This is a genomic window from Streptomyces olivochromogenes (assembly GCF_001514115.1).
GTDB classification, from domain to species: domain Bacteria; phylum Actinomycetota; class Actinomycetes; order Streptomycetales; family Streptomycetaceae; genus Streptomyces; species Streptomyces olivochromogenes.
This window is the reverse complement of sequence record NZ_KQ948468.1, coordinates 18,373-30,293: the sequence shown is the minus strand read 5'-3', so window position 1 is coordinate 30,293 and position 11,921 is coordinate 18,373. Positions and strand designations below refer to the sequence as shown.

Genomic DNA, 11,921 nt, shown 5'->3' with positions numbered 1-11,921 from the left:
CAAGTGCACGCGCTGGTGTGCGAGTGGGCGTAGACACCACACGTTCGGAGGACACGTCAGCCGCCCGGACGAACCCTCCGCTACGCGACACTTGCGGCCGAAAGCCGCGGTGTCGACGTGGCGGAGGAGGTTGACGATGGCCATTTCCATCTCTGTGGTGGTACTGCTCCTGATCCTCGCGGTGGTCTTCCTGCGCAACGGCGCGCTGAAACCCTCGCACGCGGTGGTCTGCGTACTGCTCGGCTTCTATCTGTCGACCACCAGCATGGCGCCGACCATTCAGAACGGGCTCACCGCGACGGCGGACATCGTGAGCAGCCTGCGCCCCTGATGTTCGGCTTCAGATGTGTCAGCCGGGTCAGCTGTGTGAGAACACGCCGATGCCGTTGGGGACTGGGCGTTCGGCGCCGCCGGAGGGGTGGTTGAGAACGCTCACCGAGCCCGCTCCCGGCATCCGCGCCACCATGGTCGTGGAGCCGCCGCCGTCCAGACTGAACGCGTCGACGGAGCCCAACGTCTTCATGGTGTGCGCCACTTCGGCGATGGTCAGTCCGCCGCGGTAGGCGGCCGCGCCGTCGAGGGCGAGCAGAAGCAGGCGCCGCCCCTTGTTCGCGATGCCCACGGCGGTCCGTACGGCCGAGGTGGTGTTGTTCAGACCGGGCAGCGGCTGCCCGTGGGTGAGGACCGGATAGCCGCCGAGCGCGAAGCGGTACCGGATCCGGGTGCCGGCCGCGACGAGCCAGTGCTGAACGCGGACCGCCTGCCCCATCGCCAGCTCGCGCAACCGCCGCGCGCCCGCCTCGCGCCCCACCAGCACGGTGGTGCCGGACGCGATGGCACCGCCGCCGGGTGTGGTGGCCGTCGACACGACCCTGCCGCGGCGGACCGTCACCTCGTAGGTGTCCCCGCTGCAGGGCGCGGCGCGGTCGATGTCGGTGCCGCAGACGGCCCGCTTCCGGGAGACACCGCCCCAGGCCGAGGTGAACGCGCCGATGGAACCCTGCGGCAGCGCATACTGGTTGAGCCCGCCGAGCGCCCACCGCCCACGGGAGCTGCGCACGGAACCGTCGAGGGCCAGACTGTCCAGCCGGGCCCGGCCGTCCAGGCCCACGCCGAGCACGTTCTTCGTGGTCGTGCCGGGCGGCAGGGCGGGGCCGAAGCGCTGACCGTCCGGGACCGCCGCCTTCAGGGTGAGGCCGTTCGCGATCGCCGGACCCACGGTCGCGCCCGTGGCCTCGACCCCCGGATGCTGGGCCTCGGAGATGTCGAAGAAGTCACCGTTGACGCCGGCGACGGCGCCCTGCGCCTCGGCCAGCCGGGAGACGGCCGCCCGGGAGGCCACGGCCCCGGAGTGGAGGAGATCGACGCGCACATGACGGTTGCTCAGATCGACGCTCAGTACGTGTGCGCGCGCCACGCCCTGGGCGGCCGGGAGGTTGAACTCCCTGTACGTGATGCCCGGGGCGACGGCCTTGCCGACGCGGGCCTTCGCGTCCGCGAGCGTGCCGCTCCAGGTGCGGGCGCCTTCCACGCCGCTGGCCGGTGCCGCCCCCACCAGGGCCGCACCGGCCAGCGCGCTCCATGCCGTGAGAACCGTCAGTGCTGTTCTGAGTCGTCCGTCGCGAGGTGTCACGGTGCCCCCTGAGGTCTCGTCAACTGTCTTGGGACTCAGGGGGATTGCAGCAGACCGTGACGACCTCCGCAGGACCTAGGCATCTACGACGCGGGAACGGATGAGAAAACGCACTCCTTCGGGTGCTTCCAGGGAGAAACCGCTGCCGCGGCCCGCCACGACGTCGACGATCAGTCGCGTGTGGCTCCACAGCTCGTACTGGCTCTTCGACATCCAGAACGTCACCGGCTCGTCCAGCCCCTCGACCTCCAGCTCGGCGAGCAGCACGTCGGAGCCGCCGGTGCGGAACTCGCCCTCCGGGTAGCACATGGGCGCACTGCCGTCGCAGCAGCCGCCGGACTGGTGGAACATCAACGGTCCGTGGACTGCCCGCAGCCGCCGCAGCAACTCGGCGGCCGAGGGCGTCAGCTCCACGCGCGGGGCGGCGTTCGTCGTCTCCTGCTGGTCCATGGCGTGTCCCTGCCTTGATGCGCGGAGACGGATGCCACCGCTTCGCGCGACGGTTGGTTGGCCCGGAACCGGTCCGGATCTCGCTTTGCGGCTGAATCGCCGGTCGCAGTGTCCGCTCACTCCTGGCCTGTGGTGTTCAGCCAACACCAGGTTGGGTTGCACCCAGGTTGCGTGGCGCGGTCGGCCCTGACGTCGGGCTGAGTCATGCCGGCCGTCCGGATCCCGATCAGGCCACGCGAGCGGCACCGCGAGGGACCCGACCACGCCCGGTCACGGCGAGCGGCACGAAGCTTCCGACAGCGACCATGGCGCGCTCAAGGACGGGCGCGCGGCGGTCCGGTCGGCGGGTCCGGGTCGGTGTCCGCGACGCACGAGGCTCCCGTGCCGTTGCGGAAGGGGTTATCCGAAATAGCAGGAAACTCTATTCACGCCATAAGAGCAGCCTGTCAAATCCATAAGCGAATTCCGTGAATTTACGTCACGTTGCAGTGCGACTCAAGAATGTTTTTTTCGCCTGGTGATGCATTGAGATTTCGGTGAGAGTGTCGATACTATTGTCAACAATCGCACGGGCGGTCGATCAGGTGCCCGTCGCGGCTTCACCCCTGCCCGTAGGCGCCGACAGTGACCTGAGGGCATGCGGAAATGTCCGGTATACGTAGGAATGCAGTGTTCTCGAACTCTGCTGATTCATGCCGTCCGCGTGACCGGGATGTCATTCCAGTATTGAAGGAGTGGTTCGTGAGTAGAGAAAGAACCCGTCGAGTACGCATACGACGGACTTGGCGGGGCGCAGCCGGCGCCGTCGCGGCAATTGTGCTGGTCGGCGGCGGATATGCGGTGGCAAATGCATCGACGGATGTGCCGGCAGCCAAATCGGCCGCAGGCGTCAAGCGCCCGGTCGACAAGCATGCAACCGGCGTCGGTGCCGTGGTCAGTGCGGCCAACGCGTTCCTGAACACGCTGGACGCCGACCAGCAGGCGAAGGTACTGCTGGACTTCTCTCAGGCGAACGCGACAGCCTGGTCGAACCTGCCGTGCGGCTCGTCCTGCCGGCCCGGCATCCAGCTCAGCTCCCTGACGGACACTCAACTGGCCGCCGCCATGAAGGTGGTGAAGCTGGCCACGGGCACCGGCAAGGGCACCGGGTACGACCAGATCACGCAGATCATCAAGGCCGACGACGTGCTCAACTCGGCGCAGAGCACCAGCTCCGCGGGGCCGGCGCCCTCGGGCGGCGCGTCGAGCACGGCCTCGGCGGACCCGTCCGCCACGGCGGCCCCGAGCTCGACGGCCACCGACGTCCCGACGGGCACGCCGCCGTCCGGTGGCCCAGGAGGAGGCGGTCTCGGCGGCTACGGCAGCGGGGTCTACTTCCTGGCGTTCCTGGGCACCCCCTCGGCGGACGGTACCTGGCAGCTGCACTTCGGCGGCCACCACCTCGCCGTGAACGAGACCTACAAGAAGGGCAAGGTGGCAGGCGCCAGCCCCTTCTTCATCGGGGTCGAGCCGACCACCTGGACCGACGACGACGGCACCACGTACTCGCCCCTGGAGAAGCAGCGCAACGGCCTGCTCGCGCTGACCGGCAGCCTGAGCACGGAGCAGCTGGCCACCGCCAAGCTGTCCGCGTCGTTCAGCGACGTGCTCCTCGGCCCGGGCGAGGACGGCCAGTTCCCGGAGACCAAGGAAGGCATCAAGGTCAGCTCGCTGTCGCCCAAGCAGAAGCAACTGGTGCAGAAGGCGATCCACCCCTGGGTCGCCAACGTGGACGACGCCACCGCGAAGAAGCTCATGAAGACGTACGAGCATGAGCTGAACGAGACCTACGTCGCCTACTCCGGCGGCACCGGCCTGGACACTCAGGGCGACTACGTGCGCATCGACGGTCCCGGCGTGTGGGTCGAGTTCGTCTGCCAGAACGGCGTGGTGTACCGGAACCAGATCCACTACCACACCGTGTACCGCGACCACACCCGCGACTACGGCAGCGAGTTCACCTTCTCATGACCCGACCGCGAACTTGGCTGACCACAGCACTTCGCCGGGTGGCCGGGATCGCGATCGTGGTAGCGGCGGCGCTCCTGCTCGGAGCGTCGCCGGCCGCCGCGCACCCGATGCCGCACTCAGTGGTCCAGCTCGACGTGTACAAGGCCTCCGTCACCGCGCGGCTGGAACTGCCGGTCGGCGACCTCGCCACGGCCAGCGGGATCGATCTGACCGACACCGAACCGTCGGCCCTGCCCGCCAAGGCCACGGCCGTCCGCGCCTACCTCGGCCGCCACATCCGCCCGACGTCCCTCAAGGGCAAAGCCTGGCAGGTCAGCATCGGCGCGCTGAGCCTCAGCCGCACCCAGCAGACCTCCACCGGCCCGTACCGCGAGCTGGTCGCCAAGGCCGTGCTCACCCCGCCGGCCGGCGGTGACGTACGGCACTTCACCCTGAACTACGACGTGATCGTCCATCAGGTCGTCACCCACGTGACGCTGGTGTCGGTACGACAGGACTGGGCCGCAGGCCGCGTCAGCGGCGAGGGCGCCACCCAGGTCGGCACCATCCGTCTCGACGTCCGGCACATGAGCGTCCAGCCGCTGACCGTCGACCTCGGCAAGGGGAGCGCTTGGCGCGGCTTCGTCGCCATGCTGGAACTCGGCGGCAACCACATCCTCACCGGCACCGACCATCTGCTGTTCCTGCTCATCCTGCTCCTGCCCGCACCGCTGCGCGCCACCGGGGGACGCTGGCACGGCCTGGTCGGCGCCCGCGCCGCGCTCGGGCGCATCGGCCGCATCACGCTCGCTTTCACCGCCGGCCACTCCCTGGCGCTGGTCGCCACCGCCCTCAGCCGCCTGGAGATACCCAGCTGGCCGGTCGAGGCGTTCATCGCCGCCAGCATCCTCGTCGGCGCCGTACACGCGATCCGCCCCCTGTTCCCGGACCGCGAAGCGGTCGTGGCCGGCGTCTTCGGCCTCGGCCACGGCATGGCGTTCTCCTTCGTGCTCGCCGAGATGCATCTGGCGACCGGACAGCTCGTGTTCAGTCTCCTCGGCTTCAACCTGGGCATCGAACTGGTGCAGCTTCTGCTGGTCTGCCTCGCCCTGCCCTCGCTGCTGGTGATCGCGCGGATGCGGGTACAGCCCACGCTGCGGGTGGGCGGCGCGCTGCTCACCGGCACGGCGGCCCTCGGCTGGCTGGTCGACCGGCTCGGTGCGCCCAACCCGCTGGCCCAGGCGGCCGACAGTGCCGGAGCCCATACCACGCTGATGCTGGCCACCCTCGTGCTGGCCGCGGTCGCCGCCGTCGGCTGGACACTGGCCACCCGCCGACGCGCGCTGTCCGAACGGGGCGATGGTGTCCGCCTACGGCCAGAGCCGCGGCCGGAGGCCGGGCCTGGATCGGAGCTCTCACGCAACCCGCGCGAACACGCCGGTCATGTGCTGGGCGACTCGAGATCTGCTGGTGGATAGTTTTTGGCGCGATGCCAGGCGTCCATGGCGAGGGCGGCGATGCCGCGGCGCTCAGTGCTGTGGTCGAGCTGGTACCGGCGATCCGGGGCCGCCCCGAGCAGTTGAGAGGCTGAGCCCCGTCCCGCCGCCGGTACCGGGTATGCGGCAATGTCAGTGGGCAGAGGGCTGCGCAGTCGGCCGTCGTGCTCGCCGGCCCGGGGGTGGCGGTGGTGTTCCCCTGCACCACGATGTGGTGTTTGCCTCGCCCTCGCCCGCCGCGCCGATGAGCCACGAGGCAGCGGAGACGCGAAGCCGACACCGAGTCGGGCGAGGGCGCCAGGTCGTGCCTGCGGAGGTATACCAGGTCGACCAGGGCGTGAGGGAGGTCGAGTGCGGCAGGACGGGGAGCCAACTAGGCTCTTGAGCTGGTGAGTTGAGACTTCGAACGCCTCCCTCGACGCAGCCTGGAGCTGTGACGGGGCGCACGGAGAACGCTGACCGGCTGCAGGCCGAGGTCGACCCGCAGGAGAAGAGATTGACGGGCTCAACGACGGGATTCATGCGCTCGGTGCTCAGCAGCCGCCCGTCAAGGCTGGTGTGTGACGCTCACCTCTACGGTCAGCGTGCCTCTGTTGTCCTCGGAGCAGGACCCGGCGGCGTCGTTGATCCCCAGTTGCAGGGGGCCGTTCTGAGCTGCCCGGAAGGCCAGTTTCCGCCCGACGGTGTGGATGGGGGCGTCCTGGCTGTCGGAGAGGCGTGCCAGCAGGGTGCCGAACGGCGCCGCAGGCTTGATCTTGCAGCTCTTCGCCCCGTCCAGTGACTGGTCCGTGAGCGCGTCGTAGCCGGTCGGCCCGGTCACGGGTTTGTTCCGGTAGTCGACCGTCCATTCTCCGGAGACGAACCGTACGGTGACCCGGTCTCCCTGCTGGACGGTCAGTCCGGTCACCGACTGCCAGCCGCTTGTCGACCGGACGACCTGACTGGTGGTCGCCGTCGTGGGGTCCTTCTTGAGCGGCAGCACCCCGGTGAGGAAGAGACTGCCGCCGACGCCCGCCGCGAGCACCGCCGTACCGGCCAGTGCCCACCACAGCCGCTTCGGGCCCCTCGGGCGGGACGACTGCCGGGGCGCGGGCCTGAGCGACGTGGTGTGCAGGGCCGTCGGTACGGGCTCCCCGGCCGGGACGAGTGGCCCCTGGCCGCTGGTCACGGTGTCCGCGTCGGTCAACGCGGCAGAAGGCTGGAACACGCGTACGGTCGGTGACGGCAGGGGCCCGGCGTCCGCCTCTCCCGCCGCGACGCGCCGCAGCGCGGAACGCGCGGTGGCCGCCGAAGGCCGCTCGTCGGGGGACTTGCGCAGCAGTGCCTCGACGACCGGGCGCAGTGGGCCGAGCCGCTCCGACAGGACGGCTTCCTCGTACGCCACCGCGTGCAGCGTCGCGGGCCGTGCCGGTCTGCGGAACGGGGACTGCCCGCCGCAGACCGTGGCGAGGGTCGCGCCCAGGGACCACAGGTCGGAGGCCGGGCCGACCGGCGATCCCATCACCCGCTCGGGTGCCATGTACTCGAGGGAGCCGATCAGTTCACCGGTGGTCGTCAGGAACTCGCCGTCGTCCAGGGCCGCGATACCGAAGTCGGTGAGGACGGCGTTGTCGTCGCGGCGCAGCAGGACGTTGGCGGGCTTGACATCACGGTGCAGGGTGCCGGCCGTGTGCACGGCCTCCAGCGCGTCGAGCAGTTGGACAGCCAAGGCGGCGGTGTGCTGCGGCGTCAGCGGCCCACTCGCGGCGATCCGGTGGGCCAGCGAGGGCCCCTCGACGAGTTCCATGACGATCCAGAGCCGGTCCTCGGACTCGACCAGGTCGTGGACACCCACCACATGGGGATGCGACACCCGGGCGACCGCGCGCGCCTCACGGACCGCGCGACGCACCCGTACGCGCTGCTCCTCGTCGCCCTGGGTGAGGATGTGCAGTTCCTTGGCCGCGACCGGGCGGTCCAGCAGCTGGTCGTGGGCGCGCCAGACCGTGCCCATCCCGCCCCTGCCGAGAACGTCGTGAAGCAGATACCGACCGGCGATCAGCCGCCCTGAGCCGTGTTCCGAACGCGTCGCCGCCTGGTGATCGCCATCTCCGGGTATCACGCGCTCTCTCACGTTTCCTTCCCGGTGGACTGGGCGCCCGCCGGCCGTTGTTCGATCGGTCGTCGTTCGTTCGCTTGCTCGTTCGTTCGGGGCTGAGCATAGCGGAGCGAATCGTGACCGTATGACGTCAACTCGCGTGTGAAGAAAGGGTTTTGACGGCCCATGCTCTTCGGGTGTCCGGCTGTCTCTCCGTCGAGGCCGCGGTGGGAAGGCCGCTGACCGTGATGATCTGTACAGGGGGTGTCAACGGGCGTCCAGGAGATTGCGCGGTACGCGGACGCGTTCGGACGGATCGTTTCCTTCGGCCGTGCGGGCTGCCCAGGGGCCGGTGGTCAGGATGCCCAGGGCGAGGATGGCCAGACCGCAGCCGGCGATGATCCACCAGGCGGCCGGGCGTACCCCGGCGGCGATCACGGCGCCGGTCACCGCGATGCCGAGCGCGGCGCCGACCTGGCGGCTGGTCGCGGCGATCGCGGCGGCCACCCCGGCCTGGGCGCGCGGCAGGCCCGAGACCGCCGTGTGGGTGATGGGCGCGTTGACGAAGCCGAAGCCCAGTCCGAACAGTGCGTACGCCGCGTAGAGCAGGATGTCCGAACGGTCGGCGGATCGGGTGGCGGGGACGGCCAGAAGGCCGCCGGCGGTGATGCCGGCTCCGGCGAGCAGCAGCGGGACGCGTGGGCCGCGGCTGCCCACGATCCGCCCGGCCAGTGGCGGGCACACCAGCGACAGCACCGCCATCGGCAACAGGTGCACCCCGGTACTCAGCGCGCTGAGCCCCAACACCTGTTGCAGGTAGAGGGTGTTGGCGAACAGGAAGCCGCCGAGTGCGGTGAAGGCGCACACCGCCATCACCGTCGCCCCGCTGAAGGGCGCGCTGCGGAAGAGGCGCGGGTCGACCAGCGGTTCGTCGCGTCTCTTCTCGTAGGGGACGAAGGCGGCCAGCGCGCCGGCCGCGGTGATCAGGCAGATCACGATGGCGGGGGAGGCCCAGCCCCGGCCCGGTGCCTCGATGATGGCGTACGTCAGTGTGCCGAGCGCGGTGATCACTAGCAGTTGGCCCACCGGGTCCACCCTGCGGGGCCGTGGCGCGCGTGACTCAGGGACGAACAGCGCGGTGAGCAGGAGCGCGGCCAGCCCGATCGGCACGTTCAGCCAGAACACCGACCGCCACCCGGCCGTCTGGACCAGTACGCCGCCGAGGATCGGCCCGGCCGCCATGCTGACGCCCACCACCCCGCCCCACACGCCGATGGCCCTTGCGCGCTCCCGCGGCCCGGGGAAGGCGTTGGCGAGGATGGCCATGGCGACCGGGGTGAGCATGGAGCCGCCCACCGCCTGCGCCATGCGGAACACGATCAGCCAGTCCAGCGACGGTGCCAGGCTGCACAGCGCCGATCCGCCGGTGAACAACACGAGCCCGAGGAGGAAGACGCGCCGTCTCCCGACGCGGTCGGCCGTGGAGCCGGCCAGGATGAGCAGCGAGGCCAGCACGATGGTGTAGGCGTCGAGGGTCCACTGCAGGCCCGACACGGAGCTGTGCAGGTCTTCCTGTATCGAGGGCAGGGCGACGTTGAGAATGGTGGTGTCGAGGCTGACCAGGAGCACGCTCAGGCAGCAGACGGCCAGGATCAACGAGGGTCTGCCGCGGTCGGGTTGAGACACGTCGGTCCCCTTTCCCGGGGTCGGATTCCCGGGGTCAGTGCTGCGGCCGGTCGGTGGCGTGGGCCTCGGCGAAGTCCCAGAGCACCGGGAGCAACTGCTCGGGCGTCTCGGTCTGGGGCATGTGGCCGGTGCCTTCCAGCAGACGGAACTCCGCGTCGGGGATGGCCTGCGCGTACGCGCGTCCGTAGTCGGCGTCCACGACCTGGTCGCTTGCGCCCCATGCGACCAGGGTCGGGTGGGTGATCTTGGCGAGGCGGTCGGTCAGAGTGGGGTCGGCCATGGCGTGCGGACCCGAATAGAGCTGCAGGGTGCCACGGTTGGCGGCCATGACCGCGCGCTGCGCCTCGGTCAGCTTGCTGGGATCGAAGCGGAACTTCGAGGGGTCGTGGAAGGAGAGACGGGACAGCTCGACGGGCGTCAGCGAGAAGGTGTCGGCTATCGGGTGGCCGGGGACGGGGATGCCGACCGCGTTGACGAGGGTGACGCTGCTGATCCGGTCGCTGCCCAGGGCCGCGAGTTCGGCGGCGATCCAGCCGCCGATCGAGTTGCCGACAACGGCGACGTCCCGCAGGTCGAGTACGTCGAGCAGTTGGGCGTAGACCTGGGCCAGGGTCGTGACGTCGGTCAGCCACTCGGGGCGGGCCGTGCCGTCGAAACCGGGGTGGACGGGGGTGAACACCCTGGCCGGACGCTGCTCGGCCAGCAGGCCGGCGAACGGGGTGACGGTCCCCGGGCCGCCGCCTCCGTGCAGCAGCAGGAAGGGGTGCCCCTGCTGCCCGAAGAGGTCGACGGTGACGTCGAGGGTGCCCTGGTCGAGCGTGAGCGTGTGGGTGCTGCGGGTCATTCGGTGCTCCTCAAGTGGACTGTGTCGGGAGGGAAGGGGGTTGCCGTCAGGCGAAGTCGGTCGCGGGGACGGTGGCGTAGCGGCTCATCACCGCGACGGTCGACTCCGGGGTCAGTTCCTGACCGCCCGCGATCATGTTCCGCAGGTCGCGGAAGTACTGCACGTACAGGTCGGGCGTGAAGGTGTTGAGCATCACCGCGGGCGTGTCGCCGAGGTTGGCGAAGGTGTGCGGGGCGCCGGGCGGGATCATGGCGAGCGTGCCGGCCGGGGCCACGTGGGTCGTCTCCCCGATGGTGAAGTGCACGGTGCCGGAGACGACGTAGAAGCCCTCGTCGTGCTGGGCGTGACGGTGCTGGGGCGGCCCCTGGGTGTGTGGGGCGATGGTGATCTCTCCGATTCCCAGACGGTGCCCGGTGGTGCTGCCGTCCTCGAGGATGCGCATCTGTGTCGGGCCCAGCTGGATGGTCTCGCCGTCGTCCGGGCCGACCACGGAAACCGTGCTCATTGCTTCTCCTTCGTGAGAGTTGACTCTCATGACATTAGAGGAGTCAGGTGCCATAATGCAAGTCAACTCTCACGACGAGGGGCGGCTGCTAAAATGCGGGTGAGTCAACAGGAGGAGTCCCACGATGACGGCGCAGGCGGGTACCGGCCGCACCAACCAGAAGCAGCGCACGCGAACGGCGATCGTGGCGGCCGCCCGGGATCTGACCGGCACGGGCGCCGAGGTGACCATGCCCGCGGTCGCCCGCGCGGCCCTCGTCTCCGAGGCCACCGCCTATCGGTACTTCCCCGACCTGCCGTCGCTGATCAGCGAGGCCCTGGCCGGCGTCTGGCCGCCCCCCGCCGAGGCGCTCGCGCCGGTCGCGGACTCCGCCGACCCCGTCGAACGCGTCTCCTTCGCCTGCGAGTTCCTCCTCCGCGGCATCCTCGCCCGCCAGGGTTCGGTACGCGCGATGATCGCCGCCACCATCACCCGGCCCGAGACGGTGCCCACGCGACCGGGCGTTCGCTTCGGGCTCATCGACCATGCGCTCCTCCCTCTGGAGGACACGCTCGGCGCGAGGGATCCGGACGGTTTCGCCCAGCTCAAGCGGGACCTCGCGGTGGTCGTGAGCGCCGAGGCGCTCTTCACCCTCACCGATCTGTGCGGGCTCGACCCCGACGAGGCCATCACCAGCGCCGTGCGGACCGCGGCCACCCTGACCGCCGCCGCCGTGCGCGCGATCGCGTAGTGGTGGGGCGCGGTCGGAATCGCTCGGCTCTCTTCGGTCACTGTGCGCCGGTGACGGCTCCACCTTCGGTCGCAGTGCACTGGTAAGGAGCACTGCCGTCCCGGTTGACCTCCAGCATCGCGTGCTTCATGCCTCTGCGGACCGTCTGGTCGACGCGCTCGTCGCCTGGGGCGCCGACGACGCGATCAGCACTCGACCGGCCGAGTTCCACACCGCTGGCGCCGACCACCTGGCCCTGCAGATCATCAGCGGAGAGGGAAACGAGGCCCCGCCGCACGCCGAGTGGCGCCGCCTCGCCGACCTCACTGGCGGCACCCAGGACGAGGCACCCCCGCACGGAGCCCGCCCGTGACCTCCCGATGTCCGACGACGATCACTTCCACGGCAGGGTCGGATTCCAGAAATTCTCTCTTCCGGACGGAACAGGGGGTCCGTAAAAGCCACTCAGCGCTGCGCTCGAAAACACGTGACGGCTTTCTCGGCCGGCTACTTGCCGAAATTGCAGCGGGAG

11 protein-coding genes are annotated in these 11,921 nt (G+C 70.0%); 5 read left to right on the top strand and 6 right to left on the bottom strand.

Annotation, left to right across the window (positions count from 1 at the left end; translation table 11 throughout):
• Positions 1-136 precede the first annotated feature (136 nt).
• Positions 137-331, top strand: a complete 195-nt coding sequence (locus AQJ27_RS36915) for a hypothetical protein (RefSeq protein WP_054228939.1) — start codon at positions 137-139, stop codon at positions 329-331.
• A 27-nt stretch (positions 332-358) separates the two neighbouring features.
• Here AQJ27_RS36915 and AQJ27_RS36910 read toward each other — a convergent pair whose 3' ends face one another.
• Together AQJ27_RS36910 and AQJ27_RS36905 are read right to left on the bottom strand one after the other, a co-directional pair.
• Positions 359-1,633, bottom strand: coding sequence for a phosphodiester glycosidase family protein (locus AQJ27_RS36910; RefSeq protein WP_079065520.1), 1,275 nt, complete (start codon positions 1,631-1,633; stop codon positions 359-361).
• Positions 1,634-1,708: 75 nt separating this feature from the next.
• Complete coding sequence (locus AQJ27_RS36905; protein WP_067378635.1) at positions 1,709-2,083, bottom strand: DUF779 domain-containing protein; 375 nt, start codon at positions 2,081-2,083, stop codon at positions 1,709-1,711.
• Positions 2,084-2,923: 840 nt separating this feature from the next.
• Between AQJ27_RS36905 and AQJ27_RS36900 the strand changes: the two genes are divergently transcribed.
• Complete coding sequence (locus tag AQJ27_RS36900) at positions 2,924-4,093, top strand: DUF3500 domain-containing protein (protein WP_235613713.1); 1,170 nt, start codon at positions 2,924-2,926, stop codon at positions 4,091-4,093.
• A complete protein-coding gene (locus AQJ27_RS36895) occupies positions 4,090-5,550 on the top strand; it encodes a HupE/UreJ family protein (protein WP_079065519.1) in 1,461 nt (486 codons plus the stop codon). Before AQJ27_RS36900 ends, AQJ27_RS36895 begins: the two co-directional genes overlap by 4 nt.
• Before the next feature lie 565 nt (positions 5,551-6,115).
• Here the strand turns inward: AQJ27_RS36895 and AQJ27_RS36890 are convergent.
• The 4 genes from AQJ27_RS36890 to AQJ27_RS36875 form a co-directional block, all read right to left on the bottom strand.
• The gene (locus AQJ27_RS36890; protein ID WP_159064476.1) at positions 6,116-7,681 is read right to left on the bottom strand and encodes a protein kinase domain-containing protein; all 1,566 of its coding nucleotides are present in this window, start codon (positions 7,679-7,681) and stop codon (positions 6,116-6,118) included.
• Between the two features lie 231 nt (positions 7,682-7,912).
• On the bottom strand, positions 7,913-9,331 hold the full coding sequence (locus AQJ27_RS36885) for a DHA2 family efflux MFS transporter permease subunit (protein ID WP_067378623.1): 1,419 nt from the start codon (positions 9,329-9,331) through the stop codon (positions 7,913-7,915).
• A gap of 34 nt (positions 9,332-9,365) precedes the next feature.
• Positions 9,366-10,175, bottom strand: a complete 810-nt coding sequence (locus AQJ27_RS36880; RefSeq protein WP_067378620.1) for an alpha/beta fold hydrolase — start codon at positions 10,173-10,175, stop codon at positions 9,366-9,368.
• Positions 10,176-10,221: 46 nt separating this feature from the next.
• Positions 10,222-10,680 carry a cupin domain-containing protein gene (locus AQJ27_RS36875; RefSeq protein WP_067378616.1) on the bottom strand — a complete coding sequence of 153 codons (459 nt, stop codon included), beginning with the start codon at positions 10,678-10,680 and terminating at the stop codon, positions 10,222-10,224.
• A 124-nt stretch (positions 10,681-10,804) separates the two neighbouring features.
• On the opposite strand from AQJ27_RS36875, the gene AQJ27_RS36870 reads away from it, so the two are divergent.
• Together AQJ27_RS36870 and AQJ27_RS36865 are read left to right on the top strand one after the other, a co-directional pair.
• Positions 10,805-11,410, top strand: coding sequence for a TetR/AcrR family transcriptional regulator (locus tag AQJ27_RS36870; RefSeq protein WP_067378613.1), 606 nt, complete (start codon positions 10,805-10,807; stop codon positions 11,408-11,410).
• A gap of 121 nt (positions 11,411-11,531) precedes the next feature.
• Entirely contained in the window at positions 11,532-11,762 is a 231-nt protein-coding gene (locus AQJ27_RS36865; RefSeq protein ID WP_067378610.1) for a hypothetical protein, read from the top strand.
• Positions 11,763-11,921 lie beyond the last annotated feature (159 nt).